The 25,174-nt window shown below is 63.5% G+C and carries 29 protein-coding genes; 6 read left to right on the top strand and 23 right to left on the bottom strand.

Features of this window, described 5'->3' with window-relative positions; all coding sequences use genetic code 11:
- Positions 1 to 12: 12 nt before the first annotated feature.
- Both ACSQ3L_RS05260 and tesB read right to left on the bottom strand, forming a co-directional pair.
- Positions 13 to 351 carry a P-II family nitrogen regulator gene (locus tag ACSQ3L_RS05260; protein ID WP_013528889.1) on the bottom strand — a complete coding sequence of 113 codons (339 nt, stop codon included), beginning with the start codon at positions 349 to 351 and terminating at the stop codon, positions 13 to 15.
- A 217-nt stretch (positions 352 to 568) separates the two neighbouring features.
- Positions 569 to 1,444, bottom strand: coding sequence for an acyl-CoA thioesterase II (tesB, locus tag ACSQ3L_RS05255; RefSeq protein WP_436158984.1), 876 nt, complete (start codon positions 1,442 to 1,444; stop codon positions 569 to 571).
- A gap of 99 nt (positions 1,445 to 1,543) precedes the next feature.
- Here tesB and ACSQ3L_RS05250 point away from each other — a divergent pair, with 99 nt between their 5' ends.
- On the top strand, positions 1,544 to 2,803 hold the full coding sequence (locus ACSQ3L_RS05250) for a ubiquinone biosynthesis hydroxylase (RefSeq protein WP_436158983.1): 1,260 nt from the start codon (positions 1,544 to 1,546) through the stop codon (positions 2,801 to 2,803).
- Positions 2,804 to 2,960: 157 nt separating this feature from the next.
- Here ACSQ3L_RS05250 and ACSQ3L_RS05245 read toward each other — a convergent pair whose 3' ends face one another.
- The 3 genes from ACSQ3L_RS05245 to ACSQ3L_RS05235 all read right to left on the bottom strand — a co-directional run bounded on the left by ACSQ3L_RS05245 (position 2,961) and on the right by ACSQ3L_RS05235 (position 4,203).
- Positions 2,961 to 3,488 (bottom strand): hypothetical protein, encoded by a 528-nt coding sequence (locus ACSQ3L_RS05245; protein WP_436158982.1) that lies wholly within the window; start codon positions 3,486 to 3,488, stop codon positions 2,961 to 2,963.
- Positions 3,489 to 3,628: 140 nt separating this feature from the next.
- Positions 3,629 to 3,985 carry a YciI family protein gene (locus tag ACSQ3L_RS05240; RefSeq protein WP_436158981.1) on the bottom strand — a complete coding sequence of 119 codons (357 nt, stop codon included), beginning with the start codon at positions 3,983 to 3,985 and terminating at the stop codon, positions 3,629 to 3,631.
- Positions 3,982 to 4,203 (bottom strand): hypothetical protein, encoded by a 222-nt coding sequence (locus ACSQ3L_RS05235; protein WP_436158980.1) that lies wholly within the window; start codon positions 4,201 to 4,203, stop codon positions 3,982 to 3,984. Before ACSQ3L_RS05235 ends, ACSQ3L_RS05240 begins: the two co-directional genes overlap by 4 nt.
- Positions 4,204 to 4,411: 208 nt before the next feature.
- On the opposite strand from ACSQ3L_RS05235, the gene ACSQ3L_RS05230 reads away from it, so the two are divergent.
- Positions 4,412 to 4,837, top strand: a complete 426-nt coding sequence (locus ACSQ3L_RS05230; protein WP_436158979.1) for an OsmC family protein — start codon at positions 4,412 to 4,414, stop codon at positions 4,835 to 4,837.
- 56 nt (positions 4,838 to 4,893) lie between these two features.
- Here ACSQ3L_RS05230 and ACSQ3L_RS05225 read toward each other — a convergent pair whose 3' ends face one another.
- From ACSQ3L_RS05225 to ACSQ3L_RS05200, 6 genes are all read right to left on the bottom strand, one after another.
- Positions 4,894 to 5,523 (bottom strand): YceH family protein, encoded by a 630-nt coding sequence (locus ACSQ3L_RS05225; protein ID WP_436158978.1) that lies wholly within the window; start codon positions 5,521 to 5,523, stop codon positions 4,894 to 4,896.
- Between the two features lie 234 nt (positions 5,524 to 5,757).
- Positions 5,758 to 6,537: a succinate dehydrogenase iron-sulfur subunit gene (locus ACSQ3L_RS05220; protein WP_436158977.1), complete on the bottom strand. Its 780-nt coding sequence runs from the start codon at positions 6,535 to 6,537 to the stop codon at positions 5,758 to 5,760.
- Between the two features lie 9 nt (positions 6,538 to 6,546).
- Positions 6,547 to 8,382, bottom strand: a complete 1,836-nt coding sequence (gene sdhA, locus ACSQ3L_RS05215) for a succinate dehydrogenase flavoprotein subunit (RefSeq protein WP_436158976.1) — start codon at positions 8,380 to 8,382, stop codon at positions 6,547 to 6,549.
- A 2-nt stretch (positions 8,383 to 8,384) separates the two neighbouring features.
- Positions 8,385 to 8,780, bottom strand: coding sequence for a succinate dehydrogenase, hydrophobic membrane anchor protein (sdhD, locus tag ACSQ3L_RS05210; RefSeq protein WP_436158975.1), 396 nt, complete (start codon positions 8,778 to 8,780; stop codon positions 8,385 to 8,387).
- Positions 8,781 to 8,782: 2 nt separating this feature from the next.
- Positions 8,783 to 9,202 carry a succinate dehydrogenase, cytochrome b556 subunit gene (gene sdhC, locus ACSQ3L_RS05205; protein ID WP_136618083.1) on the bottom strand — a complete coding sequence of 140 codons (420 nt, stop codon included), beginning with the start codon at positions 9,200 to 9,202 and terminating at the stop codon, positions 8,783 to 8,785.
- A 257-nt stretch (positions 9,203 to 9,459) separates the two neighbouring features.
- The gene (locus ACSQ3L_RS05200; protein ID WP_436163379.1) at positions 9,460 to 9,885 is read right to left on the bottom strand and encodes a hypothetical protein; all 426 of its coding nucleotides are present in this window, start codon (positions 9,883 to 9,885) and stop codon (positions 9,460 to 9,462) included.
- Between the two features lie 257 nt (positions 9,886 to 10,142).
- On the opposite strand from ACSQ3L_RS05200, the gene ACSQ3L_RS05195 reads away from it, so the two are divergent.
- Complete coding sequence (locus ACSQ3L_RS05195; RefSeq protein WP_436158974.1) at positions 10,143 to 10,505, top strand: hypothetical protein; 363 nt, start codon at positions 10,143 to 10,145, stop codon at positions 10,503 to 10,505.
- Here the strand turns inward: ACSQ3L_RS05195 and ACSQ3L_RS05190 are convergent.
- The 9 genes from ACSQ3L_RS05190 to rplS all read right to left on the bottom strand — a co-directional run bounded on the left by ACSQ3L_RS05190 (position 10,489) and on the right by rplS (position 19,455).
- A complete protein-coding gene (locus ACSQ3L_RS05190; RefSeq protein ID WP_436158973.1) occupies positions 10,489 to 11,697 on the bottom strand; it encodes a diguanylate cyclase in 1,209 nt (402 codons plus the stop codon). The two genes, ACSQ3L_RS05195 and ACSQ3L_RS05190, sit on opposite strands and share 17 nt — an antisense overlap.
- A 178-nt stretch (positions 11,698 to 11,875) precedes the next feature.
- Positions 11,876 to 13,072: a GGDEF domain-containing protein gene (locus ACSQ3L_RS05185; protein ID WP_436158972.1), complete on the bottom strand. Its 1,197-nt coding sequence runs from the start codon at positions 13,070 to 13,072 to the stop codon at positions 11,876 to 11,878.
- 163 nt (positions 13,073 to 13,235) lie between these two features.
- Positions 13,236 to 14,645 carry a 3-isopropylmalate dehydratase large subunit gene (gene leuC / locus ACSQ3L_RS05180; RefSeq protein ID WP_436158971.1) on the bottom strand — a complete coding sequence of 470 codons (1,410 nt, stop codon included), beginning with the start codon at positions 14,643 to 14,645 and terminating at the stop codon, positions 13,236 to 13,238.
- Positions 14,646 to 15,130: 485 nt separating this feature from the next.
- Positions 15,131 to 15,766 (bottom strand): class I SAM-dependent DNA methyltransferase, encoded by a 636-nt coding sequence (locus ACSQ3L_RS05175; protein WP_436158970.1) that lies wholly within the window; start codon positions 15,764 to 15,766, stop codon positions 15,131 to 15,133.
- A gap of 54 nt (positions 15,767 to 15,820) precedes the next feature.
- Positions 15,821 to 16,630 (bottom strand): amino acid ABC transporter permease, encoded by an 810-nt coding sequence (locus tag ACSQ3L_RS05170; RefSeq protein WP_436158969.1) that lies wholly within the window; start codon positions 16,628 to 16,630, stop codon positions 15,821 to 15,823.
- A 228-nt stretch (positions 16,631 to 16,858) separates the two neighbouring features.
- The gene (locus ACSQ3L_RS05165) at positions 16,859 to 17,656 is read right to left on the bottom strand and encodes a transporter substrate-binding domain-containing protein (RefSeq protein WP_436158968.1); all 798 of its coding nucleotides are present in this window, start codon (positions 17,654 to 17,656) and stop codon (positions 16,859 to 16,861) included.
- A gap of 177 nt (positions 17,657 to 17,833) precedes the next feature.
- A complete protein-coding gene (locus ACSQ3L_RS05160) occupies positions 17,834 to 18,334 on the bottom strand; it encodes a MarR family winged helix-turn-helix transcriptional regulator (protein WP_436158967.1) in 501 nt (166 codons plus the stop codon).
- Positions 18,331 to 18,765: an organic hydroperoxide resistance protein gene (locus ACSQ3L_RS05155; RefSeq protein ID WP_436158966.1), complete on the bottom strand. Its 435-nt coding sequence runs from the start codon at positions 18,763 to 18,765 to the stop codon at positions 18,331 to 18,333. The genes ACSQ3L_RS05160 and ACSQ3L_RS05155 overlap by 4 nt, the downstream gene beginning before the upstream one ends.
- Positions 18,766 to 18,909: 144 nt before the next feature.
- Positions 18,910 to 19,455, bottom strand: a complete 546-nt coding sequence (gene rplS / locus ACSQ3L_RS05150) for a 50S ribosomal protein L19 (protein ID WP_436158965.1) — start codon at positions 19,453 to 19,455, stop codon at positions 18,910 to 18,912.
- Between the two features lie 328 nt (positions 19,456 to 19,783).
- Here rplS and ACSQ3L_RS05145 point away from each other — a divergent pair, with 328 nt between their 5' ends.
- Positions 19,784 to 20,536 carry a sulfite exporter TauE/SafE family protein gene (locus tag ACSQ3L_RS05145; RefSeq protein WP_436158964.1) on the top strand — a complete coding sequence of 251 codons (753 nt, stop codon included), beginning with the start codon at positions 19,784 to 19,786 and terminating at the stop codon, positions 20,534 to 20,536.
- Here ACSQ3L_RS05145 and trmD read toward each other — a convergent pair.
- Positions 20,518 to 21,222 carry a tRNA (guanosine(37)-N1)-methyltransferase TrmD gene (gene trmD / locus ACSQ3L_RS05140; RefSeq protein WP_436158963.1) on the bottom strand — a complete coding sequence of 235 codons (705 nt, stop codon included), beginning with the start codon at positions 21,220 to 21,222 and terminating at the stop codon, positions 20,518 to 20,520. The two genes, ACSQ3L_RS05145 and trmD, sit on opposite strands and share 19 nt — an antisense overlap.
- On the bottom strand, positions 21,219 to 21,818 hold the full coding sequence (rimM, locus tag ACSQ3L_RS05135; RefSeq protein ID WP_436158962.1) for a ribosome maturation factor RimM: 600 nt from the start codon (positions 21,816 to 21,818) through the stop codon (positions 21,219 to 21,221). Before rimM ends, trmD begins: the two co-directional genes overlap by 4 nt.
- Before the next feature lie 152 nt (positions 21,819 to 21,970).
- Here rimM and ACSQ3L_RS05130 point away from each other — a divergent pair, with 152 nt between their 5' ends.
- Both ACSQ3L_RS05130 and ACSQ3L_RS05125 read left to right on the top strand, forming a co-directional pair.
- Positions 21,971 to 22,909, top strand: a complete 939-nt coding sequence (locus tag ACSQ3L_RS05130; RefSeq protein ID WP_436158961.1) for a tyrosine recombinase XerC — start codon at positions 21,971 to 21,973, stop codon at positions 22,907 to 22,909.
- A gap of 243 nt (positions 22,910 to 23,152) precedes the next feature.
- Positions 23,153 to 24,223: a TraB/GumN family protein gene (locus ACSQ3L_RS05125; RefSeq protein ID WP_436158960.1), complete on the top strand. Its 1,071-nt coding sequence runs from the start codon at positions 23,153 to 23,155 to the stop codon at positions 24,221 to 24,223.
- Positions 24,224 to 24,226: 3 nt separating this feature from the next.
- Here ACSQ3L_RS05125 and ACSQ3L_RS05120 read toward each other — a convergent pair whose 3' ends face one another.
- Positions 24,227 to 24,703: a DUF2867 domain-containing protein gene (locus ACSQ3L_RS05120; protein WP_436158959.1), complete on the bottom strand. Its 477-nt coding sequence runs from the start codon at positions 24,701 to 24,703 to the stop codon at positions 24,227 to 24,229.
- Positions 24,704 to 25,174 lie beyond the last annotated feature (471 nt).

The raw sequence follows: 25,174 nt of genomic DNA, 5'->3' as shown, positions 1-25,174 counted from the left end.
CGTGTTCGCCGCTCAGAGCGCGTCGGTGTCTGTTTCGCCGGTGCGGATGCGCACCGCCTGATCGATGCCGAAAACGAAGATCTTGCCGTCGCCGATCTGGCCGGTCTTGGCGGCTGCGGTGATGGCTTCGACGGCCTTGTCGACCATGTCGGCACTGACCGCGACTTCGATCTTGATCTTCGGCAGGAAGCTGACCGCGTATTCCGCCCCGCGATAGATTTCCGTATGCCCTTTCTGACGCCCGTAGCCTTTGACTTCGGTGACGGTCAGGCCCTGGATGCCGACGGCGGTAAGCGCTTCGCGTACCTCGTCGAGCTTGAACGGCTTGATGATTGCCATCACGATTTTCATAAGGTTTCACCCTTTGCTGTTGCGGTCCCCCGCGTTTGCACACCTTCACCGATCCCAAAGAGCCGGAGAGTGCCCACCAGGATTCAAGCTCCGTGCCAAGTGCCGAAGCAGGGTGTTAACCCGTTGTAAACAAAGAGATTGGGAAGTGGCGCTGCGCAACCTGCTTACAGCTGCGGCGATGCGCCTGCTTAAAAATTAGGCAATTTTCGAAAAATGCCTACTCTGCAGGCGATCGCTTGAGGCGGATCAGCCCCTCCTGTGCAACCGAAGCGATCAGCGTGCCGTCACGGGCAAACAGCGAGCCGCGCGTGAAGCCGCGCGATCCTTGTGTCGACGGGCTGTCCTGCGTGTAGAGCATCCAGTCGTCGAGTGCATGGCTGCGGTGGAACCACATGGCGTGGTCGAGGCTCGCCGCCTGGATATCGCGGTCGAAAATGGCGCGGCCATGCGCGAAGGTCGACGTGTCGAGCAGCGTCATGTCCGAGAGATAGGCGAGCACCGCCGCCTGGATGGCGCGGTTCGCAGGCACCGGACCGGTGGTGCGGATCCAGATGTTCTGCTCCGGCTCCAGCTTTTCGCGGCTTGTATAATGCTTCAGCATCACCGGCTTCATCTCGATCGGCCGGTCGCGCTCCCAGTAGCGTTTGATGCCGTCGGGCACCGCCTCGCCGAATTTGCCCAGCAATTCGCGCTGCGACAGCAATGTGTCCGGCCCTGGAACGTTCCGCGGCATCGGCACCTGGTGCTCGAGCCCGACCTCATCCTGCTGGAACGAGGCTTCCAGCGAAAAGATCGCCTGGCCGTGCTGGATCGCCACCACGCGCCGTGTGGTGAAGGAGCCGCCGTCGCGGATACGGTCGACCTCGTAGACGATCGGCACCTTGGTGTCGCCAGGCCGCATGAAATAGCCGTGCAGCGAATGCACGTGGCGATCGGGATCGACGGTTCGCTGTGCCGCGACCAGTGCCTGGGCAATGGTCTGGCCGCCGAAGACGCGCTGCCAGTCGAGCAGGGGGCTGCGACCACGATACAGATTGTGTTCCAGCTTCTCGAGGTCGAGAATGCCGAGAAGCTCGTCCATGGCTGCCGTCATATTTCGCACCCTTGCCGCGGAAGTGTTATGGCGGTTTCCGACAGGACGGAGAGGCAGTCAAGGGTCGAAGACCCGGCTGGCGTGCAAGGAGCGAAGATGATGGAACGCAAGGCGGACGCGAAACCCAGATCCGGGCTCGATGTTCTGGTCGCTGGCGCCGGCTATGTCGGCCTTGCCACCGCCGTATCGCTGAAGCAGGCGCGCCCGGGTCTCGCCATTGCCCTGGTCGATGCGGCACCCGCTGGCGTCTGGCAAAGGGATGGCCGCGCCTCGGCCATTGCCGCCGCTGCCTGCCGCATGCTCGACCAGCTCGGCGTGTGGGCCGAGATCGCGCCGCAGGCCCAGGCGATCACCGAGATGATCATCACCGATTCGCGCACCTCCGATCCGGTGCGTCCGGTGTTCCTGACCTTCGACGGCGAAGTAGCGCCGGGCGAGCCCTTTGCGCATATGGTCGCCAACAAGGTGCTGAACGGCGCCTTGCGGGCCAGCGCCGAAAGGCTCGGCATCGATATCATCGAAGGCGTCGCGGTGCAGGGTTTCGAGACCAATGGCAGTGGCATCACCGTGCATCTTGCCGACGGTGCGACGCTGAAGGCGCGGCTGCTGGTCGCCGCCGACGGCGTCAACTCCAAGCTGCGCGACATGGCCGGCATCAAGACGGTGAAATGGGAGTATGGCCAGTCCGGCATCGTCTGCACGGTAGCGCATGAACGCCCGCACAACGGTCGCGCCGAAGAGCATTTCCTGCCGGCGGGTCCTTTCGCCACGCTGCCGCTCAAGCCTGGCGAGGACGGCACCAACCGCTCGTCGATCGTCTGGGTCGAACGTGCGGAAGATGCAGAGAAGCTGGTGGCCGGCGACGATCTCGTCTTCGAGCACGAACTCGAACAGCGTTTCGGCCTGAAGCTTGGCGAAATCCGCGTCGCCGATGCGCCGCGCGCCTGGCCGCTCGGCCTGACCATTGCGCGCGCCTTCGTCGCGTCGCGCATCGCGCTTGCCGGCGATGCCGCCCACGGCATCCACCCGATCGCCGGCCAGGGCCTCAATCTCGGCTTCAAGGATGTCGCGGCTTTGGCCGAGGTGATCGTCGAGGCCGACCGGCTCGGCCAGGACATCGGCGCGCTCGACGTGCTCGAACGCTACCAGCAATGGCGCCGCTTCGACACGGTGCAGATGGGCATCACGACGGATGTGCTGAACCGGCTGTTTTCCAACGACATCGGCCCGCTGCGCACCGTCCGCGACATCGGGCTCGGCCTCGTCGAACGCATGCCGCGCCTGAAGGAGTTTTTTATCCGCCAGGCGTCGGGATTGTCCGCCAGCACGCCGAGGCTGTTGAAGGGCGAGGCGATTTGACCCGCCGCCATGGCAGGGTGTGTTGAGATTCAGGTCAGGCCGAGCCGAAAATGGTGGATTCCGAGAACCGGAGCGGAGCGTACATTTGGGTACGTGAGCACCGGAAGCGCAGGAAGCTGCCATTTGCAGGCCGGCCTCACCTGAATATCAGCACACCCTAGTTCACCTCAAAACCCAGCTTCTGCCGCAGCCGCAATATCCTCTGGTCGGATATTTCGAGGCGTTTCTCGCCGCCCTGGGCGACGCGGTTGACCATCTGCAGCAGATCGTTCCGCTCGGCGACATCGAGACGTTCGCGCAGGAACGGCGCCAGCTTGTCGATGACGACGGTGGTGTCATCGACCTGCGCCGCCGCCCATTTGGCGTAGATCACCGCCTCGTCGGTCTTCTTCTTGTCGGCGATCTCGGAAATCACCGTGCGGATGACAGCTTCGCGCTGCGGCAGCACAGGCCCGTCCTCGGAGACGATTGATGTAATCAGCGTCGCGGCTGCCACTACCGGATCGTCGATCGCCGTCAGCGGCGACAGGGCCGCCTGCTTGCGCAGTTTCTTGCGGCGCACGGAGCCCTGAACCCGACCAATGACATCGGCAACGTCACGCGCGGCCTCGTTCATGGCCTTCATCCGATACCACCAGAACGCAGCCGCTCCCAGCACACCAAGTGCAGCAATCAGGAAAGGCATGTCGAAATCCCCCAAGAATTCCGGCGACGATAGGAGAACTCTCGCATTGCTTCAACACGCAAAGTTGCGCACGAAATGAACCAGGACGATCGCTCAATCGAACGCCTTGGTTTCCGAGTGGCTGTAGCACATGGCGGAGGCTATGACCCCGGCACATTGTAGATCGCCCGCACCTCGATGGTGCCGATTTCGGCCAGCGGGATCTCGCCAGCGATCTCCAGCGCCTGGTCGAGATTGTCGGCCTCGATCATGACGAAGCCGAGCAACTGCTCCTTGGTTTCGGCGAACGGGCCGTCGGTGATCAGCCGCTTGCCCTGGCGTCGCCGCACCGTCTTCGACGTCGTCACCGACTGGAGCGCCTGCGCGACGATCAGCATCCCACGCTGATCCAATGACCGGTCATGAGTCATCGAATCCGCATCGAGCTTGGCCAGACGCTCCGGCGTCATGGCATAGAGGTCTTTTTCCTCGCCGTAGACCAGACAGACATATTTCATTTCCAGCTCCTTTGCTGTGACGAACCATAGGCGATCACGGTATCAGTTAAGCCCTTGCCGGCAGCGACATGGTCGAGAAGGCTGACCGCAATGCCGATGATGGCAACTGCCGCAAGCAGCCGGCCGAAGCCGGAGGGCGGCACATGCAGCGGGTCGCTTTCTTGTAGACCGGCCCGTCGGCCGGTGCTTGTCCAATGGGCAGAAAACAGATTGTTCATGTGAACCTCCATCCGCCACGAGAATCCGTGGCCGCCCGCAGGACGGTCGGGGCCGATGCAAGTCGACATTTTTGCACGCACATTTTTTCAAAAAAAGATTCGGTGGGGCTCGCCGGCGCTGCATGCGCGGTGGTCTTCCCTCGCGCCCGCGCTATAGTTGGGAGGAACGCCGCCTGGCCGGCGCCACCGCTGTAATGAGGAGGAATTCATGGACCGCACCGCAAACGCCGTCTGGAAAGGCAATCTGAAAGAGGGCGAGGGCACGCTCGACACGCAGAGCGGGACCCTAAAGGGCACGCCCTATTCGTTCAAGGCGCGCTTTGAGGACGAGAGCGGCAAATCCGGCACCAACCCGGAAGAGCTGATCGCCGCGGCGCACGCCGGCTGCTTTGCCATGCAGTTCTCGCATTTCCTGGCCGAGAACGGCACACCCGCCACCGAGCTCGACGCAAAAGCGGTGGTGACGCTGATTCCAGGCACGGGAATCACCGGCAGCGCCCTCACCGTGGCCGGCAAGGTGCCCGGTATCGATGCGGCCAAGTTCAAGGAATTGGCTGAAAAGGCCAAGGCAGAATGCCCAGTCTCGAAAGCGCTCGGCGCCATAAACGTATCGCTCGACGCCAGGCTCGGCTGAAAACGCTGCATCCAGTGTGAAGACCCGGCGCGAACGCTCAGGCGCGCGCCGGGGGTCTACGCGCCCAGCGCGTCCAGCCGGGCGCGAAGTGCGGCGACTTCCTGCTCCAGCGCCTCCAACCGTACCTCCAGGTCGGAAGCAGGCAGGGCCGATGCACTCCGCTGCGCCGAAAGGGCTGCAACGTCCACCGGGCCGCTGAGGAGATGCACGTAGCGGTCCTCGCGCTGGCCTGGTCCGCGCGGGATTTCCTGGATGAGTGGTGGTCGGCGGCCGATCAGCATATCGAGCTCGGCGCGCAGATCCTCGATCGATGGGAACCGCGCCATGCGCTCGCTGCGCGCCAGGAGCTCATGTGCCGTCTGCGGCCCGCGCAGCAACAGCAGGCCGATCAAAGCGGTTTGCGGCGTGGTCAGCGAGAAGCGCTGCGCCATCTGGTGCTCGTAGCGCTCGACGCGCGAGCCGAACATCTGCCGCACCAACCCCTTTTGTTCGAGCAGCTTCAGCCCCCGGTGCACCTCGACCTGTTCCAGCGCCATCACCGGCTCGCGCGCCGTCTTCTGGTTGGCCGCGGCATGCGCGCCACTGAGCGTCAGCGGATAGACATCCGGCGTCAGCTCTTTCTTCTCGATCAGGCAGCCGAGGATGCGTGCTTCGACAGGGGAAAGGATGGGAAGGTCATCGCTCATTGGGTTGCAATCCTTTCTGAAGCCGGCGGGACAGCGCCCCCCTCTGTCCTGCCGGACATCTCCCCCACATGGGGGGAGATCGGCAGCTTCGCCGACAGCGCGTCATCCTTCAACCCTCGGAGATTGGCGAAAGCCGCCATGACAGCCAATCTTCCCCATGTGGGGAGATGTCCGGCAGGACAGAGGGGGGGCGCGATGGATCGCCGCGTTCGAGATTGCCGCGAGTGAACCGCCCTAAACCCTTCTCTCCACCATCATCTTCTTGATCTCGGCGATGGCCTTGGCCGGGTTGAGGCCCTTGGGGCAGGTCTGGGCGCAGTTCATGATGGTGTGGCAGCGATAGAGCCGGAACGGATCTTCGAGATTGTCGAGCCGCTCGCCCTTGGCCTCGTCGCGGCTGTCGATCAGCCAGCGATAGGCCTGCAGAAGCGTTGCCGGGCCGAGATAGCGGTCGCCGTTCCACCAATAGCTCGGACACGAGGTCGAGCAGCAGGCGCACAATATGCACTCGTAGAGGCCATCCAGCTTTTCACGGTCCTCATGGCTCTGCAGCCATTCCTTGGCCGGCTCCGGCGACACCGTCTTCAGCCATGGCTGGATCGAGGCGTGCTGGGCATAGAAATTGGTGAGGTCCGGCACAAGGTCCTTGACCACTTGCATATGCGGCAGCGGATAGACTTTTACCGCGCCGGAAATGTCGTCGCAGCCCTTGGTGCAGGCGAGCGTGTTGGAGCCGTCGATGTTCATGGCGCAGGAGCCGCAAATGCCCTCGCGGCAGGAGCGCCGCAGGGTCAGCGTCGGGTCGATCTTGTTCTTGATCCACAGCAGCGCGTCGAGCACCATCGGGCCGCAATCGTCCATGTCGACGAAATAGGTGTCGATGTGCGGGTTCTGGTCGTCGTCCGGCGACCAACGGTAGATGCGGTACTCCCGTAGATTGGTGGCGCCTTCCGGCTTCGGCCAGGTTTTTCCCGCCTTGATCTGCGAATTCTTGGGGAGTGTGAGTTCAACCATGTTCGATCCTCAATACACCCTCGCCTTTGGCGCGATCTTGGCCGGGTTGATGCCGCCGTTTTCTTCCTTGAGCTGCAGTTCCGTATGAACCGGCCGATAGCTGAGCGTCACTTCGCCGGCCTCGCTGAGCCGCGCCAGCGTATGCTTGCGCCAGTTGGCGTCGTCGCGCGCGGAGAAATCCTCGCGCGCGTGCGCGCCACGGCTCTCCTTGCGCGCCGCGGCGCCATAGACCGTGGTGATGGCGTTGGCCATCAGGTTTTCCAGTTCCAGCGTTTCAACCAGGTCGGAATTCCAGATCATCGAGCGGTCGTACACCTTGATGTCCTTCAACTCGCCCCATATCTGCGAAATACGCTTGCAGCCGCTGTCCAGCGATTCCTGGGTGCGGAACACAGCAGCGTCTTCCTGCATCGCCTTCTGCATCTTTTCACGCAACACTGCCGTCGGCGTCGAGCCGTTGGCGTGGCGCAGCCGATCGAAGCGATCCATGATCTTTTCGACCGAGGCTTCGTTGGGCGCAGGGATCGCCGAATTGCGATCGATGACCTGGCCGGCCCGGATCGCCGCCGCGCGGCCGAACACCACCAGATCGATCAGCGAGTTCGAGCCCAGCCGGTTGGCGCCGTGCACCGAGGCGCAGCCGGCTTCGCCGACCGCCATCAGCCCGGGCGACACCTTGTCCGGGCTTCTCGACGTCGGGTTGAGCACCTCGCCCCAGTAATTGGTCGGCACGCCGCCCATATTGTAGTGCACCGTCGGCAGCACCGGGATCGGCTCCTTGGTCAGGTCGACGCCGGCAAAGATCTTGGCCGATTCCGAAATGCCGGGCAGCCGCTCATGCAGGACGGCCGGATCGAGGTGATCGAGGTGCAGGAAGATGTGGTCCTTCTTCGGCCCGACACCGCGGCCCTCGCGGATTTCCAGCGTCATGCAGCGCGAGACGACGTCGCGCGAGGCGAGATCCTTGGCCGACGGCGCGTAGCGCTCCATGAAGCGCTCGCCCTCGGAATTGACGAGATAGCCGCCTTCGCCGCGCGCGCCTTCGGTGATCAGGCAGCCGGCGCCATAGATGCCGGTCGGATGGAACTGCACGAACTCCATGTCCTGGAGGGGGAACCCCGCCCGCGCGGCCATGCCGCCGCCGTCGCCGGTGCAGGTGTGCGCCGAGGTTGCCGAGAAATAGGCGCGGCCGTAGCCGCCTGTCGCCAGCACCACCATCTTGGCCGAAAAACGATGGATGGTGCCGTCGTCGAGGTTCCAGGCGACGACGCCGGTGCAGGTGCCGTCGGGCTCCATGATCAGGTCGAGCGCGAAATACTCGATGAAGAACTGCGCGTTGTGCTTCAGCGACTGGCCGTAAAGCGTGTGCAGCATGGCGTGGCCGGTGCGGTCGGCGGCGGCGCAGGTACGCTGCACGGGCGGGCCTTCGCCGAAATTCATCATCATGCCGCCGAAAGGCCGCTGATAGATCTTGCCTTCTTCGGTGCGCGAGAACGGCACGCCGTAATGTTCGAGTTCATAGACCGCGGCGGGCGCCTGCTGGACCATGTATTCCTGCGCATCGATGTCGCCCAGCCAATCCGAACCCTTGACGGTATCGAAAAGATGCCATTGCCAATTGTCGGGTCCCATATTGGCCAGCGAGGCGGCAATGCCGCCTTGCGCCGCCACCGTGTGCGAGCGCGTCGGGAACACCTTGGTGATGCAGGCGGTGCGCAGGCCTTGTTCGGCCATGCCAAGCGTGGCGCGCAGGCCGGCGCCGCCGGCGCCGACGACCACCACGTCGAACTTGTGGTCGACAAAGGTGTAGCCTGCCGTGTTGGCTTGTTTTGCGTCCTTGGCCAACTTCAGCCTCCGAATGCCAGCTTGAGCAGGGCGAAGATGGAAGCGACGCCGACCGCTATGGTGAAAAATGTATTGAGCGCGATCAGCGCCAGCTTCATGCCCTCGCCATGCACGTAATCCTCGATGATCACCTGCATACCAAGCCGCATATGGGTGAGCCCGGAGATGAGCACCAGGGCCATCACCAGCGCCACGAACGGATTGGCGAGGGCTGCCCGCACATGGGCGTAGTCGGCACCGTTGAGTGCGATCAGGAAACCGACGAAGAACAGGATCAGCGGGATGTTGGCGATCGCGGTCAGGCGCTGGCGCCAGAAATGTCCGGTGCCCTCGCGGGCGGAACCAAGGCCGCGTACCTTCGCCAGCGGCGTGCGCATGTCCGATTTGTTGCCGCTCATGATCAGGCTCCCCGCGCCATATAGCCGGCGATCCAGATCAGCAGCGTCAGCAGGATCGAGCCGGCCAACGTCGCCCAGGCGATCTTGGATGCCGTGTGCTTTTCGAGGCCCGCGCCGGTGTCCCAGACCAGATGGCGCACGCCACCCAGCATGTGATGCATCAGCGCCCAGGTATAGCCGAAGAGGATAAGCCGGCCGAGCCAGGTGCCGAAGGCCCAGTTGACCCAGTCAAAGGTCGCCTGCGAGCTTGCCGCCGCCATCAGCCACAGGGCGACCAACAGCGTGCCGAAATACAGCGCGCCACCGGTGATGCGGTGGATGATCGACATCGTCATGGTGATCGGCGGCCGGTACACGGTGAGGTGCGGCGAAAGCGGCCGTTCACGTCTGGCAAATTCGCGGGTGGCTGGTGATTTGCTCATGGCTCCCCCAGTTCGACGTCTCTGGAGCCTCAGGTGGAAATGCGGCATTGCCGCTTCCGGTTGCGACTTCGGACAGCCGGTTTCTAATGCTCTTTTTGCACCGCGTCAAAGCCAGAAAACCGTTTCGAAAACGTAATTTAGTCTGACTAAAAGGCAGGCTTGGCCTTCAATCGATTAGGGCTGGTGGCCAGAAGCCGGCTCGATATCGCTGCAGTGCAGCATGTCTGGCCCAGGGCCTGGCCGTGTCGAGACTCACGTCAGCGTTTGCAGGTCTGCGGCGTCGACCCCTTCTTCATCACCAGTGCTTCGCGTCCGTCGATCACGATTGCGTCATGCGTGGCCGCCTGGTAGCGGCTGCTCTGATTGGCAGGCGACGCCGCAAACTCCTCGGTCGCGCCGTCGGACGCGACCACACGCAACGACGTGCCGAGATTCTGGATGGCAATCATACCGTTATTGCCGCATCTGTAGGTGGCCGTGCCTATGCCGGATCGCGGCGCGGTAAGGTCGGTGATGATCTTGGTTGCAGCTGCCGGGGGCGCCGCGGCTGCGATAGACTGCTGAGCCGGCGCAGGGGAGACGACGGTATTGGCCGCCTTCGGTGCGCTGCCCTGCGGCACACAGGCAGCGACAATAATGAGCAACGGGAAAACGGACACCCAAATCGGCCGGCGCAACGCCATATGCTGTTCTCCCGCACGGCAAACCAGCCGCGATGCCTGCCAAGATGTCATTCCGACGCCGAGACGGACGCCGGCCGCGATGGTGAGGCCAAGCATGGCCGAATGATGGCCACCGGGTTTTCCATCCAGTCGGATATTGACGGATATTAACCATGTTTGCCGAGACATCGCCGCGAAACGCGTCAGCCTCTTAACAAAGGTTAATAAAAGGTTAATTTCCGATTCGAGGAGGCTTGCCTCTAACATGGAGGAACGCCATGCGTTCGAATTCGGGCAGATCGCGCCTTGCGGCGCTCATAGTGGCGGCCTCGGTCGTCGGCCTTGCGGTGCCAGCGCTCGCCGGCGCGCGGCATCAGGATCGCGTCTACGCCGATTCCTTCGGCAATCTCGTCATCGACAGCGCCGCCGGCTACAAGCGCATCCTCGTCGGAGAAGGCAGGCTGGCCAAGCAGCTGTCGGACTACACCAGCGCCGGCCAGCCCAAGGTGATCTACGAGAACGAAGCCGACGAAATCAGCGGTTACAGCGACTGCTATCGGCCGCCGGTGTTGGTGAAAGGCCGCTCCTATATGTACGGCCTCTCAGACGGCGAGATGCCCGAGCTCAGCCCCTGCCGCTAGCCTTCATCTCGACTGACAACCAGTTGCCTGCCGGTCCGGCGGAGATGCGCACGCAATCGCGCCCGGCATTCTTCGCCTGATAGAGCGCCAGGTCGGCGCGCCGCATCAGATCGGCAAAGTCCTCGCTGGGATGAAGTTCGGCGACGCCGAAGCTCGCAGTGCAGCGGTTGTCCACCGGCAGTCCGTCGATGGGCAGCGCGCCGAAAGCGCTGCGCGTACCCTCGGCGAACAGCCGGGCGGCGGCAAGGTTGGTTCCCGGCAGGATGATGGCGAACTCCTCGCCGCCGATGCGGCCGGCAATATGATGGCCGGCGACGGCCTCGCGCAGGAAGCCTGCGAAAGTCTCGATCACCCGGTCGCCGGACGCATGGCCGAAACTGTCGTTGACGTTCTTGAAATGATCGAGGTCTGCGATGACCAGGGCGACCGGCACGCCTTGCCGCACCGCGCCCAGCACCGCCAGCTCCGCGTGGCGGGTGAAGCCGCCGCGGTTGAGCAGGCGTGAAAGCGTGTCCATCTCCGATTTCGACGTCACTTCGGCAAGCACGTCGCGAACCAGGATGGCCAGCATCAGTAGCGCCACCGCAAGCGCAAAGACAGTGCCGAGCGACTGCGACACCAGCGCGTAGCTGCTTTGCAGATAGGCTTGCGGATTGGCGCCCCAGCCGCCGAGCGCATGCGCGATGAATGGCTTGGAGGCAAACTGCAGACCGCTCGCCGCCAACACTGCCATCAGGATGCGATCGAGGCGGGCCAGCGTTTGCCTCGACGACCAGACGATGGCCAGCCCGACGAACTGCATGACCGCATAGGGAAGCTGGTAGGCCATCATGCGGACCAGCGACTGGCGTGGCAGGTCCTGCACGACATACACAGCTATGGTGGTGGCCAACAGGAACAACAGCATTGGTGGCCAGGGCGGCGCCACGCCGTATTTGCGGACAAGCCCGGCATTGAACGCAATGGTGGCGCCAAGGAAGACCGCGAAGGCGGCAACGACCGGGAACCGTGCATCGGTGAAGGCGGGGATGCTGAATTCGATGGCGGAATAGGCCATGCCCAGCAGGTAACCTGACGCCAGCCAGCGTGCCGGCGCGCGGCCGACATCATGGAAGGCAACCGCCATGAAGGATGCCGCCAGCAGCCCGGCAACCGACAGGTTGATCAACAGGATAAAGTTGGCGCCACTCATGTTTTTCCCGCACCCGCGCCAATAGCTAGCATCGACGGGCGAAGAAGACGTTAACGCCAATGTATATCGCCCAAAGGTGACCCGGTTTTGGGTGAACGACATGCATGAAAACAAGACCCAAAGCGCGTCGCCTGAGTCCGCTCAAACGTGATGCGCTTTAGTCCCGGACGGACAGGATTCAGCCGGCCTTGAGCGGCTCCGGTACGAACACCGTTTCCGGCCGCTCATAGGACAGGCGCACGCTGTCGCGGCCGTTTTTCTTGGCCTTGTAGAGCGCATCGTCGGCACGGCGCATCAGCGGCTCCAGCGCCTCGTCGCCGCTGCGGGCCGCCACGCCGAAACTGGCGGTCACCTTCGTGCCGGCGGGAAGCCCGTCGACATGGCCGGCCGAATAGAGCGTGCGCACCGCCTCGGCGAACAGCCGGGCGGCGGCGAGATCACTCAAGGGCAGCAGCACCGCGAATTCCTCGCCGCCGATACGCCCAGCAACGCCGCGTGCCCCTGCCGCCGACCGAAGCTTGGCGGCGAAATCGGCGATCACGCGATCGCCCGCCGCATGCCCGTGCACATCGTTGAGCGCCTTGAAATGATCGAGATCGGCCAGCACCAGCGCGACCGGGAACCGGGCCGAGGCGCAATGCCGCAGCAGCAGCATGGCTCGCTCCTCGAAGCCACGCCGGTTGAGCAGGCCAGATAGCGGATCGGTATAGGTCTCGGTCTTCAGCGCCTTCATCACATCGAGTGCGGCGGCGGAGAACAGGCAAAGCGCGATGAGCAGCGACAGCAGTGCGTGCGACAGCAGCGCCGTCGTCCAGTAGGACGAGGCATAGAAACCGTCATAGCTGGTGAAGGGTCCGTGCGCGATGACGACGACAAGGGTGCGCACGATGAAATTGACGCCCGACAGCAGCGACAGCACGAACAGGATTTTTTCGGTCGGGCCGTTGCGGCGAACCGGGCGCAGTTCGGCGGCGACCAGCAGGCTGATCCCGCCGAACGCGAAATTCATCGCCAGGATGCGCCAGGTGAGATCCGGCGCGGCGAACAGGAACCAGCAGAACGACGCCAGGCCGCCGCCCGCCAGCACGCCGATCCCGATATAGGGCACCTTGCGGCCATAGCGGTGGACGATGGCGCTGGACAGGCAGCAGCCGGCGACGGTGAAGCAGATGTTCGACACCAGCTTGGTCAGCGGCATGCCGATGGGCAAAGTGAAATACTGCAGCAGGAAACCGACCGCCGAGAGACTGTAGCTGATCGCCAGCACGGCCAGATAGGGGCGGTGGCGCTGATAGAACCATAGCACGAGGAACGCGGCGCCGAGCGCCAGCGCGATCGTCGGGTTGAGCAGCGCTATGAGCAGACCCGTGTCCAAACGACTGTAATTTCCCCGCTTACGTGAGGGAAGACTTTAGAGCGCAAGCCCAAACAAGCGGTTAAGCGAACGCGAATATGTGGGACGAACCGAACGAAAAAAGACCCCGGAGCCGCAAAGCGGTCCGGGGCCTGGTATGTGTTCGAAGCTGAGCGCTCCGGAGTTACTTCCACTCGCGGATGTCGACAAAGTGGCCTGCGATCGCCGCAGCCGCCGCCATCGCCGGCGACACCAGATGGGTGCGGCCCTTGAAACCCTGCCGGCCCTCGAAATTCCGGTTCGAGGTCGAGGCGCAGCGTTCATGCGGCTTCAGCCGGTCGTCATTCATGGCAAGGCACATCGAGCAGCCCGGCTCGCGCCAGTCGAAGCCGGCGGCGACGAAGATCTTGTCGAGACCTTCGGCTTCCGCCTGTTCCTTGACCAGGCCGGAACCCGGCACGATCATCGCATCGACATGCGCGCTGACCGTCTTGCCTTCGACCACCTTGGCGACGGCGCGCAGATCCTCGATGCGGCCATTGGTGCAGGAACCGATGAAGACGCGGTCGAGCGTGATGTCGGTGATCTTGGTACCCGGCGTCAGACCCATATAGTCGAGCGCGCGCTGCTTGGAGGTGCGCTTGTTCTCATCGGCGATGTCTTCCGGATTCGGCACGATGCCCTGCACCGAGACGACATCCTCTGGTGACGAGCCCCAGGAGACGATCGGCGGCAGCTTGGCCGCGTCGAGCACGATCACCTTGTCGAAATGCGCGCCCTCGTCGGACTGCAGCGTCTTCCAGTATTCGAGTGCCGCATCCCAGGCCGCGCCCTTCGGCGCGCGCGGCTTGTCCTTGACATAGGCGAAGGTCGTCTCGTCCGCCGCGATCAGGCCGGCGCGCGCGCCGCCTTCGATCGACATGTTGCAGATCGTCATGCGGCCTTCCATCGACAGCGCACGGATCGCCTCGCCGGCATATTCGATGACATAACCGGTGCCGCCTGCAGTGCCGATCTCGCCGATGATGGCGAGGATGATGTCCTTGGCGGTGACGCCTTCCGGCAACTGGCCGTCGACGCGTACCAGCATGTTCTTGGCCTTGCGCTGGATCAGCGTCTGCGTCGCCAGCACATGCTCGACCTCGGACGTGCCGATGCCATGCGCCAGTGCGCCGAAAGCGCCGTGCGTCGAAGTGTGGCTGTCGCCGCAGACGATGGTCATGCCGGGCAGAGTAAAGCCCTGCTCGGGGCCGATGATGTGGACGATGCCCTGGCGGATATCGTTCTCGGAATAATATTCGACGCCGAAATCCCTTGCGTTCTTGGCAAGCGCCTCGACCTGGATGCGGCTTTCCTCGTTCTTGATACCGAACTTGCGCTCGGGCGAGGTCGAGACATTGTGATCGACCACGGCCAGCGTCTTTTCCGGATGCCGGACTTTTCGGCCGGTCATGCGCAGGCCTTCGAAGGCCTGCGGGCTGGTCACTTCATGGACGAGGTGGCGGTCGATGTAGAGCAGGCAGGTGCCGTCGTCCTGGCGGTCGACGACGTGGTCGTCGAAAATCTTGTCGTAGAGGGTGCGCGGTGCGCTCATGTGCGTAAATCCGTCGATATGAGAATGGGAAAGAGCAGACGCCTGACTTTCGGCCCGGCGAAACGACCTGGACAGGTCGGCCTAGGGTAGTCGGCTGGTCAGCGCCCCGGACACGCGCGCGGAGAAGCGCGACGGCAGGCGTTTCCTGTCCTGCAGCACGAACCCTTTGTAGGCCGGATCGCCAAAAAGCTCTTCCATGGCGTGGCTCATACCAATCTTTTGGGTTTTCGGCAATTGCGGCGTGCGTTGAAGAACCTTGGGTTCCTCGCCCCACGCAGTGGGGAGAGGTGGCCCGGCGAAGCCGGGACGGAGAGGGGCCTGCTCGGCGCACGGAGTTTGTTGCCTCCTGACAACTTCGACCTGGCCCGTCTCGCGCCTTGTCCTTCACCGGGTTCTGGCTTCGTGTAGGTCGTCCCCCTCTCCGTCCCGGCTCCGCCGGGCCACCTCTCCCCCGCTTCACGGGGGCGAGGAAACGCGGGCAGTGCTCAAACCACTTCAAACACAAAGGTCTTCACCAACGCGTCAGGTTCGGCGATCGCATAGCAGCGGAACCAGGGGCTCTCCTCAACCGGTCGCCATCTCTTCGCCCGTTCCAGCTCGTCGAACACCGCCTGAAAGCCGCCGCTCTCGAAAACCTGGTCGCGCACGGTGAAGATGGCATGGCCACCTTTTTTAGTGATGCGCACCAGCTCGTGCAGGCCGGATGCCGGCGCATGGCTGATGGTGAACACGCCGGTCGAGAAGAAGGCGCGGAAGTGGCCGTCCGGCCATGGCAGCGGACCGCCCAGCATTGCCTGCTTCAACTCGCTGTAGGCATTGCGGCTGCCGGCGATCTTCAGCATGTCGTCGGAGAGATCGAGCCCCGCAATGTCGCGGTAGCCGAGCGCCTTCAGCGACGGCCCCGACAGGCCGGTGCCACAGCCGGCATCGAGCAACGGCCCCTCGTCCGGCGGCACATGGCGCGCCACCCAGGCGGTGATCAGGAACGGCAGGAGATAACCGAGCGAGGCGGTCTCGCTGTCATAGGTCGCGGCCCATGCGGCATAGGCCTCTTCAAGCGCCTCCGGCGTGTCGGCCGCATAGACGGAATCCAGCGCCGCATTGGCCTTGTCGACGATCATGGAACCTCCTCAACGAGAATGCTCAGGGATCGTAACGCTGTCTTCGGCGAAAGACTATTCCTCGTGCTGACGGCGCAGCCGCCGTTCCAGCGCCCGCAAGGCCAGCGACAGCCCGACCGTCAGGATGAGGTAGATATAGGCAACGATCGAATAGGTCTCGAAGAAGCGGAACGAGCCGGCGGCATAGACCTTGCCCATCTGGGTGATGTCGGCGACGCCGAGCACCGAGACCAGCGAGGAATCCTTGACCAGAGCGACGAAATCATTACCGAGCGGCGGCAGGATGGTGCGGATCGCTTGCGGAAACACGATCAGCCGGAAACGTTGCGCGCGGGTCAGGCCGAGTGCCTTGGCCGCCTCGATCTGGCCCTTTTCCACCGCCTGGATACCGGCGCGAAACACCTCCGAGATGAAGGCCGAATAGCCGATGGTCAGCGCCATGATGGCGCGCCACAACAGCGACACGTCGCGCACCAAAAGCTCGCCCAGCAGGCCGGCGCTTTGCAGCGGCGCGGTCAGCGCGTTCCAGGCCGCGACGAAGGCCGGCGCACCAGCAAAGGCGATCCAGAACAACAGCACCAGGATCGGCACGCCGCGGATGATCTCGACATAAAAGCGCGCGATCTGGCGTAGCCAGCGCGAGCCGGACATCCCCATCAGGGCGATGCCGAGACCGATGGCCGAAGCCAGCACAAAGGCAATCACGGTGACGAAGATGGTGATGCCGATGCCCTTGGCGACGGTAGCGAACACCTGGGCATAGAGGTTGCTGGTGGCAACGAAGACGGCCACCGCGATTGCGATGGTTACGGCCACGACAAGCCACCAGGGGAAGTCGGCTTTAGAGGTGGAAGCGGGAGGCATCAGGCGCGGCCGGCCGAGCGGATAGTGCGCAAAGCAAGCGCCAAGGCGCCCCCCTCTGTCCTGCCGGACATCTCCCCCTCAAGGGGGGAGATCGGCTGTCGCATTAGCTTTCGCCAATCTTTAGCGTTGCAGAATGAGCGATGGCGCTGAAGCTGCCAATCTCCCCCCTTGAGGGGGAGATGCCCGGCAGGGCAGAGGGGGGCGTTCAAGCGTGAACTCAGCGGGAAATCACTGCCCCATCTTGTAATCAAGAAACCACTTCTTGTTCAGCGCATCGAACGTCCCGTCCGCCTTGAGCGCCGCGATCGCCGCGTTGACCGGCTTCACCAGGTCCGACCCCTTAGGGAAGATAAAGCCAAAATCCTCGGTGCCGAGCGGGCCGCCGATCAACTTCAGCTTGCCCTCGGATGCGTCGACGTAGCCCTTGCCGGCGGTGCCGTCGGTCAAGACGACATCGACGTCGCCGGACTTCAGCGCCTGCACTGTCGCGCCAAACGTCTCGAACAGCTTGATGCGCGGGTTCTGCTCATTGCCGTCGAGCACGCTGTAGACGGCGGTGTAGAACGGGGTGGTGCCGGCCTGCGCGCCGATCAGCCCATCCTTGAAGGCACCGAAGGTCTTGGCGTCGGTGAAGCGGCTTTCATCGCCACGCACCAGCATGAACTGTTCCGAGCGCATATAGGGGTCGGAGAAATCCACCTTCTCCTTGCGGTCATCCTTGATGGTGATGCCGGTCATGCCGATGTTGTACTGGTTGTCGGAAACCGCCTGGATCATCGCGTCCCAGGAAGTGTTCTGGTACTCGACCGTGAAATTGAGCCGCTTGGCGATCTCGTTCATCGCATCATATTCCCAGCCGATCTGTTTGCCGGTCTTCGCGTCGATGAACTGCAGCGGCGGATAGGCGTTTTCGGTGACCACCACCACCTTCTTGCCGCCGAGGTCGGGCAAAGCTTGCGCGAAGGCGGCAACCGGCGCCAGGACGAGGGCAAGCAGGCCTGCCAGCAGCAGTTTCGATTTGGTCATGACACACTCCCCGAAAATTGAAATGGCCCGGCATGGCCGGGCTTGCGCGAAAATCCGGCGCCAACTTTAGCTTTCCGCGGGCGTCATGCAAGACGCTCCGCTGCGTCAGCGCATGCGAAAGCGGATTCCAGTGCCTTCATTCCCGGGATTCAGGAACGAACGGTGTCGCGGCGGCGATCAGTTCCGGTTCGCGGTGCCGGCATTCGTCTTGCGCAAGCCGGAGACGAACCGCGTCAGAGTGCGATGCAGGGATTTCAACTCGTCGACGTCCAGAGGCAGGTTGCAAAGCATCGCCGCCGGCACGCTTTTGGCCTGCTCGCGCAACGCTTGGCCCTTCGCCGTCGGCTCGACCAGGACACGGCGCTCGTCGGCGAGGTCACGCCGACGTGTGACCAGGCCACCTGCCTCCAGCCGCTTGAGCAGCGGCGTCAACGTCGCCGAATCCAGTCCCAGCGCTTCGCCGAGTTCGCCCACCGTGCTTGGTGCCCGTTCCCACAGCGCCAACATGGCCAGATATTGCGGATAGGTCAGGCCAAGCGGATCGAGCAGCGGCCGATACAGCCGCGTCATCAGCCCGCTTGCCGAGTAGAGTGCGAAGCAGAGCTGTTGGTCGAGTTTTGCCACCCCGGCGAATTGCGCCGGGGTTTGCTTGGACTTGGTTGTCGTTTCCGTGGTCATGCTGCCTTTGCCGGAAGCGCCTTGGCCGAAAGCGCCACCTCGATGTTGCCCTTGATCGCATTGGAATAGGGACAAACGTGGTGCGCCGCCGATACAAGCGCTTCCGCCGCCGCCTGATCAAGACCTTTTGTTTCCGCCGCGAGCGAAACGCCAAGCACAAATCCGCCCTGCGCATTGCTGTGCAGGCTGACATTGGCCGTCACCGAAGCATCCTGCAGCGGCAGTTTCTGCTTGCCGGCGATGAAGCGCATGGCGTTTTCGAAGCAGGCGGCATAGCCGGCGGCGAAAAGCTGCTCGGGATTGGTGGCGCCGCCCTTGCCGCCAAGCGCCTTGGGCATGGCAAGGTCGAGGCTGAGCAGGCCATCGTCGCTCTGGACATGGCCGGCACGGCCGCCGACGGCGCGGGCTTGGGTGGAATACAATGCAGGCATCTTATTTCTCCATTTAAATCGTGCTCGATTGTTTAGTACACGATCTAATTCGAGTCAATCGCCGACTTCCTGCCAGCCAGCCCTCCTCCGGAAACGAAAAAAGGCGGCCGAAGCCGCCTTTTCAAACTTGCTCGCCGAAAAACCTTATTCGGCAGTGGCTGCTTCCGTTGCCTTGGCGGCTTCGGCTGCCTCGGCGGCGGCCTTCTTCTCGGCGTCCTGGGCGGCCTTCTCGGCGGCCAGAGCCTCGGCGGCTGCCACCTTCTCGGCCTCGATGCGGGCCTTCTCGGCGTTCAGCGCATCGCGCTCCTCATCGTTCAGCTTGCGGGCGCGCACGCCGGTGTTTTCCGAAATACGGGCCGACTTGCCGCGACGATCGCGCAGATAGTAGAGCTTGGCGCGACGCACCTTGCCGCGGCGAACGATCTCGACGCCTTCGACCATCGGCGAGTAGACCGGGAACACGCGCTCGACGCCTTCGCCGTAGGAAATCTTGCGAACCGTGAAGTTCTCCTGGAAGCCAGCGCCGGCGCGGGCGATGACGACACCCTCATAGGCCTGGACGCGGGTGCGGGTGCCTTCGGTCACGCGGACCTGGACGCGCACGGTGTCGCCGGGCTGGAATTCGGGAAGCTTGCGCTTGGCTTCGATCTTGGCGGCCTGTTCGGCCTCGAGCTGACGGAGAATATCCATCTCAAAAGTCCACTTCTTGTTCTTCCGACAGTCAGAGCGTCCGACACTCGCCTTGCAGTTCCATTGACCGCTTGGCTATGCCCTTTGTCTCGAAGACATTTGTCTTTGAAACATCCAGCAGGGGCGACTACACCGTCATTGTTGACGGGTCCGGCAGATTCTTTCTGGCCGGTACGGGCGGGCACATACAGCTATTTCAGCGCTTTGTCACGCCTTGGCCGCGCATTTTCTGCTCACATGGCATCATCGTAATCCTGCCGTGCCCGGTTGCGCCGGTTCTTCAGGCTTCCTAAGCGTGAAATAGTACAATTTCGAACGGTCGCATTCCATGTTTGTTTTCGACGCCATCCTGCTGTTCCTGGCGGGCTTTCTGTCAGGCGCCGCCAATGCGGTCGCCGGTGGCGGCACCTTTATCACCTTCGGCGCCATGACCCTGGTCGGCCTGCCGCCGATCGTCGCCAACGCCACCTCCTCGGTGACGCAATTTCCAGGTTACATAACCTCGACGCTCGCCTACTCGGCCGACATCAGGCATTTCTGGCGCGGCGCGCTGCTGCTGTGCCTGATCTCGGCAGTGGGCGCACTGGCCGGCGCGCTGATCCTCTTGGCGCTCGACAATCCATCGTTTCGCGCCCTGGTGCCGTGGCTGCTGCTGGCGGCGACAGCCCTGTTTGCCGCCGGCCCCTGGCTGAAACCGGCGCCAAAGCCGGGACACGAAGCTTCCGTCGGTTCGCTGGCCGGTTCGCTGGCGCAGTTCGTCACCGCCATCTATGGCGGCTTCTTCGGCGCCGGCATGGGGGTGATGATGCTGGCGACGCTCGGCCTGACGCAAGCCGGCGACTATCACCGGTTGAACGCGCTGAAGAACATGCTGGCCGTGGTCATCGCTGCTGTCGCGATCATCGTCTTCGTCTCCGGCGGCGTCGTCGCCTGGCCGCAGGCGATCATCATGATCCCGGGCGGCGCACTGGGCGGCTATGCCGGCGTCTGGATCGCCAAGCGCGTGCCGCAAAACGCGGTCCGCGGCTTCGTCGTCGCCGTCGGCCTCTTTCTCGCCTTCTACTATTTTTGGAAAGGCTGAAGGGCGACGCCCAACAAATCAGGCCGCCGCTCTTTCGTCAGCTTTTCCGACTCCGCCCGCCTCCATGCGGCGATCTTCTTGTGATTGCCCGAAATCAGCACTTCGGGAATCTCGCGCCCCTCGAACTCCTGCGGCCTTGTATAGTGCGGATGTTCGAGCAGGCCGTTCTCGAAGCTTTCCTCCTCGCCCGACACTGCATTGCCCATGACGCCGGGCAACAGCCGCACCACGGCATCGAGCAGCACAAGCGCCGCCGGCTCGCCGCCCGACAGGATGAAATCGCCGATGGAGACTTCCTCCAATCCCCGCGCGTCAATCACCCGCTGGTCGACGCCTTCGAAGCGGCCGCAGACAATGACCGCACCCGGCCCGGCAGCCAGCTCGCGCACACGCGCTTGCGCCAGCGGTTTGCCGCGCGGGCTCATCAGCAGGCGTGGCCGCAGATCGCCTTTCGGCGAAGCATGGTCGATGGCTTTCGCCAGGACATCGGCCCGCATTACCATGCCGGCACCGCCGCCGGCCGGCGTGTCGTCGACGGTGCGATGGCGGTCGCTGGCGAAGTCGCGGATCTGGATCGCTTCCAGCGACCACGTGCCGGCCTCGAGCGCCCGGCCGGCCAACGACAGGCCGAGCGCGCCGGGGAACATCTCGGGGTAAAGCGTCAGCACCGAGGCGGCGAAGCTCACCGGTTGCCCCCAGCGTCGCTCGGTCCGCGCGGTCGTCCCTTCGGATCGAAACCTTCCTCGCTTGGTGCATCGCCATCCTCGTCGTCGACGAGCCCGGCGGCAGCCGGATCGACGCGCACAAAACCCTCAGCGATCGACACTTGTGGCACGGCGGCCTGCGTGAACGGGATCAGCACGCCCTTGCGCCCGCCCAGCGTGACATCGAGAATGTCGCCGCCGCCGAAATTGTGCACCGCGACGACCTTGCCGATGGCTGCACCCGTGTCGTCCCGGACTTCGAGGCCGACGAGGTCGGCATGATAGAATTCGTCCTCCTCGCCGTCGTCCGGCAGCATCGAGCGGTCGACGAACAGCTCCGTGCCGGCGAGCGCCTCGGCGGCGTTGCGGTCGGCAACGCCCTTGAAGCGGACCACGACGACGGTGTTGGCGGGCCTGATGTCGATGATCTGGAAGGCGCGACCGTCCCTGGCATAGAGCGGCCCGTAGTCGGCCAGCGCCAGCGGCTCACCGGTAAAGGTTTTCACCCGCAATTCGCCCTTGATGCCATGGGCGGCGCCGATCACGGCCATCTGGACAGGGTTCTGGGGCTTGCTCATGGCGCGACATCCTTTGGCTTTGCTCTAACGCCCCCCAGCCGTCATTTCAATGACGCGCTCTTCACTGCTTCCTAACCCGGCTGCCGGAAAATGGCCGAGAATGCATGTGGCTCGGATAACGACATGCATGAAATAGAGATGGGAAGCACGCCATGCAGGAATTCCTCATCCCAGCCAAACCCGATCTCCAGGCGGCACGCGAAAGCTGGCTGAAGATGCTCGCGCGCGAGCGCCGGCTGTCGCCCGAGACGGTGGAATCTTACGAGCGCGATACGCGCCAGTTCCTGCATTTCCTCACCGGCCATTGCGGCGGCTCACCCGGCATTTCGGACATTGCCAATCTGCGCCCGGTCGATCTACGCGGCTTCCTCGCGGCGCGGCGCAATGCCGGCGCCGGTGCCCGCACGCTCGGCCGCGGCCTGGCCGGCATCCGCTCGCTGCTGCGTTTCCTTGAGCGGCGCGGCCTCGCCAATGCGGCGGGTGCGGCAGCACTGCGCGCACCGCGCCAGCCCAAATCACTGCCCAAGCCGCTGACGGCGAGCGATGCCAAGCATATCGTTTCGGTCGAGGGCCAATTGGCGGAAGAACCCTGGATCGCTGCCCGCAACGCCGCCGTGCTGACACTGCTCTACGGCTCCGGCCTGCGCATTTCCGAGGCGCTCGGCCTGGCCGGCGCCGATCTGGCGTCGGCGGCCGACACCGTGCTGCGCGTCACCGGCAAGGGTGGCAAGACGCGCCTGGTGCCGGTGCTGCCGGTGGCGCTCAGGGCAATCGCCGAATACCGCCGGCTGTGCCCCTATCATCTCGACCCCAAGGGGCTGTTGTTTCGCGGCGCGCGCGGCGGCCCGCTCAACCCGGCCGTCGTCCAGCGCGACATGGCCAAGCTGCGCTCCGCGCTAAACCTGCCCGATACCGCGACGCCGCACGCACTGCGCCATTCCTTCGCCACGCATCTTCTCGGCCGCGGCGGCGATTTGCGCACCATCCAGGAACTCTTGGGCCACGCCAGCCTGTCGACGACGCAGATCTACACCGGTGTCGACACCGCGAGGCTGCTCGAAATCTACGAATCAGCGCACCCGAGGGCGTGAAGTATCTGGGATTGGGCGAAGCCTTTTAGCTTCGTCATCCTAGGGCGAAGCAGGAGCGAAGCTCCGTCGCGGAGACCCTGGGATGACGAAGAGATGGGCGTTTCCGCTAATCCCCAACGGCATTCTATCCATCCACGTAGGCGACTGATCAATGGCTACTGAGCCTGAATACCGAAACCAGTCCAAGACAATTTCTCAGCACAGGTTAACCGTTTTGCCGCTTTTCGATCCTAAGAAAGGACCATGAAACGCGTCATAGCCATCGCCGATCGTGCAGCTCACGTCTCGCTGAAGCTGCTCGTTGCGCTCAATGTCCTGTTTTTCCTGTCGTTCCTCGCCGTGCTGCTGTTCGCGGCCGGCAGGGCGCATGCCGAAATCCCGACCTGCACCGGCGCCGACATGCTGTCGGCCTTGCAGAAGAACAACCCGGCGGCCTACCGCAAGCTCGAGACGGAAGCGGCCGCGACACCGAACGGCAAGGGCCTGTTGTGGAAGCTCGAAAAGCCGGGCGAAAAACCATCCTTCCTGTTCGGCACCATGCACATGACCGACCCGCGCGTCACCACGCTGCCGCCGGACGCGCAGAAGGCCTATGACGCCGCCGGCACCATCGTTATCGAAACCACCGACGTGCTCGACAAGCAGAAAATGATGGTCGCGATGCTCAAAGAGCCGGACCTGATGATGTTCACCGATTCGACGACGCTGTCGTCGCTGCTGTCGCCCGACGATGCGGCGGCCATGAACACCGCACTCGACGCGCGCGGCATCCCGCCGGCGACCGTTGCCAAGATGAAGCCGTGGATGCTCTCGGCCATGATGGCACTGCCGGCCTGCGAACTCGCCCGCCAGTCCGGCGGCGCACCGGTGCTCGACGTCAGGCTGGCGGAGGGTGCAAAGGCTGCCGGCAAGCCGGTGGAAGGATTGGAGACAGCCGAAAGCCAGCTGCGCGCCATGGCCTCGCTGCCGCTTGCCTTTCACATGAAGGGTCTCGTCGACACGCTGAAACTCGGCGACAAGGTCAACGACATCAACGAAACCATGATCGTGCTCTACCAGCGCGGCGACACCGGCATGTTCTGGCCGCTGTTTCGCGCCGCCATGCCAGAAGGGCAGGACGACCCCGCAGGCTATGCGGCTTTCGAGGAAACCATGATCACCAGCCGCAACAAGGTGATGGTCGAGCATGCCGAGCCGATCCTTGCCAGGGGCAATGCCTTCATGGCGGTCGGCGCTCTCCACCTTCCCGGCCCCGAAGGCTTGGTCGAGGATTTCCGCAAGGCCGGTTACACCGTCACGCCTGTGGGACTTTAGCTTTTACCTGGCCAGGATCTGAGCCAGCATCGCCGGAACGACGATCCGGTGAAACGGCATGATGATCGCGAGATAGGCGCGCCCGAGCAGATTATGCGTCTTGACGATCGTAGATGCGGCCACTTCCTGTCGGCCCATGCCAAGATCCCTGACCTCGACCAGGAGACGAAAATCGAGATGCCGGTCGTCGAGGCCAAGCACGACCTTGCCGGGAGACTGGCTGATAAGCGGAAAGATCCCGATCTTGCCGCCCGGCAACACGGCAGGTTCCAGGCCCGTCTTCAGCCGGAATGGCTTGACGACAAGGTTGCGCAGCGCAATGAGCCTGCCGACCCAGCGTGGCGTTTGCCCCAACGCCCGTTCTGCCGCACCGAGTGCGGTCAACGAAAGATCTTCGGTGACCAGCACATAGCGGTCGGCGAACTGGGCGCCGGCAAGAGCGTCGTGGGGGTTCGGGACAATCTGCACTGTGGAGTTCATCACGGCAAAATCCTTTGAATCGACCATAGCAGGCACGGACTTGGGACGCTGCGTGGCGAAACGACGCCATTCCTGCTGCGGAAAGGCAGGATTGTCCTTGTTTTTGGCGTTTTCCAACCCTAGCGTGAAACCAGTTCAATGATTGCGCGTTGATTGGTGTTGATTGATATTTTTCATCCACGGAGGACACTTTTATGGCGAACACACCGAATCCAAACGACCCGTTCAATTCGTCCACCAACGCTCCAAGGCCAAGTGGCGGCGGCGGTGGTAGCGGTTGGCTGATTGCACTGGTCGTCGTTATTCTGGCGGTTGTCGCGTATTATGTTTTCGGAAGAAGTGGTGAGCACCCGGCACCTGCCGAGCCGCCGGCGGCCAGCACACCGGCCCCCGCGCCCGCACCGGCAGAACCGATGAAGCCGGCCGAACCTGCACCAGCACCTGCACCTGCAGAACCGGCGCCTGCCCCGG

The organism is Mesorhizobium sp. LjRoot246, from assembly GCF_964254115.1.
GTDB lineage: Bacteria > Pseudomonadota > Alphaproteobacteria > Rhizobiales > Rhizobiaceae > Mesorhizobium.
The sequence above is the reverse complement of the archived record's forward strand: the minus strand, read 5'-3'. Positions and strand labels throughout refer to the sequence as shown.

Coding starts and splice junctions, on each gene's coding strand:
- ACSQ3L_RS05260 (WP_013528889.1), bottom strand. CDS start 351: ATGAAAATCGTGATGGCAATCATCAAGCCGTTCAAGCTCGACGAGGTA.
- tesB (WP_436158984.1), bottom strand. CDS start 1,444: ATGACGGCAGCCATGGACGAGCTTCTCGGCATTCTCGACCTCGAGAAG.
- ACSQ3L_RS05250 (WP_436158983.1), top strand. CDS start 1,544: ATGGAACGCAAGGCGGACGCGAAACCCAGATCCGGGCTCGATGTTCTG.
- ACSQ3L_RS05245 (WP_436158982.1), bottom strand. CDS start 3,488: ATGCCTTTCCTGATTGCTGCACTTGGTGTGCTGGGAGCGGCTGCGTTC.
- ACSQ3L_RS05240 (WP_436158981.1), bottom strand. CDS start 3,985: ATGAAATATGTCTGTCTGGTCTACGGCGAGGAAAAAGACCTCTATGCC.
- ACSQ3L_RS05235 (WP_436158980.1), bottom strand. CDS start 4,203: ATGAACAATCTGTTTTCTGCCCATTGGACAAGCACCGGCCGACGGGCC.
- ACSQ3L_RS05230 (WP_436158979.1), top strand. CDS start 4,412: ATGGACCGCACCGCAAACGCCGTCTGGAAAGGCAATCTGAAAGAGGGC.
- ACSQ3L_RS05225 (WP_436158978.1), bottom strand. CDS start 5,523: ATGAGCGATGACCTTCCCATCCTTTCCCCTGTCGAAGCACGCATCCTC.
- ACSQ3L_RS05220 (WP_436158977.1), bottom strand. CDS start 6,537: ATGGTTGAACTCACACTCCCCAAGAATTCGCAGATCAAGGCGGGAAAA.
- sdhD (WP_436158975.1), bottom strand. CDS start 8,780: ATGAGCGGCAACAAATCGGACATGCGCACGCCGCTGGCGAAGGTACGC.
- sdhC (WP_136618083.1), bottom strand. CDS start 9,202: ATGAGCAAATCACCAGCCACCCGCGAATTTGCCAGACGTGAACGGCCG.
- ACSQ3L_RS05200 (WP_436163379.1), bottom strand. CDS start 9,885: ATGGCGTTGCGCCGGCCGATTTGGGTGTCCGTTTTCCCGTTGCTCATT.
- ACSQ3L_RS05195 (WP_436158974.1), top strand. CDS start 10,143: ATGCGTTCGAATTCGGGCAGATCGCGCCTTGCGGCGCTCATAGTGGCG.
- ACSQ3L_RS05190 (WP_436158973.1), bottom strand. CDS start 11,697: ATGAGTGGCGCCAACTTTATCCTGTTGATCAACCTGTCGGTTGCCGGG.
- leuC (WP_436158971.1), bottom strand. CDS start 14,645: ATGAGCGCACCGCGCACCCTCTACGACAAGATTTTCGACGACCACGTC.
- ACSQ3L_RS05175 (WP_436158970.1), bottom strand. CDS start 15,766: ATGATCGTCGACAAGGCCAATGCGGCGCTGGATTCCGTCTATGCGGCC.
- ACSQ3L_RS05170 (WP_436158969.1), bottom strand. CDS start 16,630: ATGCCTCCCGCTTCCACCTCTAAAGCCGACTTCCCCTGGTGGCTTGTC.
- ACSQ3L_RS05165 (WP_436158968.1), bottom strand. CDS start 17,656: ATGACCAAATCGAAACTGCTGCTGGCAGGCCTGCTTGCCCTCGTCCTG.
- ACSQ3L_RS05160 (WP_436158967.1), bottom strand. CDS start 18,334: ATGACCACGGAAACGACAACCAAGTCCAAGCAAACCCCGGCGCAATTC.
- ACSQ3L_RS05155 (WP_436158966.1), bottom strand. CDS start 18,765: ATGCCTGCATTGTATTCCACCCAAGCCCGCGCCGTCGGCGGCCGTGCC.
- rplS (WP_436158965.1), bottom strand. CDS start 19,455: ATGGATATTCTCCGTCAGCTCGAGGCCGAACAGGCCGCCAAGATCGAA.
- ACSQ3L_RS05145 (WP_436158964.1), top strand. CDS start 19,784: ATGTTTGTTTTCGACGCCATCCTGCTGTTCCTGGCGGGCTTTCTGTCA.
- rimM (WP_436158962.1), bottom strand. CDS start 21,818: ATGAGCAAGCCCCAGAACCCTGTCCAGATGGCCGTGATCGGCGCCGCC.
- ACSQ3L_RS05130 (WP_436158961.1), top strand. CDS start 21,971: ATGCAGGAATTCCTCATCCCAGCCAAACCCGATCTCCAGGCGGCACGC.
- ACSQ3L_RS05125 (WP_436158960.1), top strand. CDS start 23,153: ATGAAACGCGTCATAGCCATCGCCGATCGTGCAGCTCACGTCTCGCTG.
- ACSQ3L_RS05120 (WP_436158959.1), bottom strand. CDS start 24,703: ATGAACTCCACAGTGCAGATTGTCCCGAACCCCCACGACGCTCTTGCC.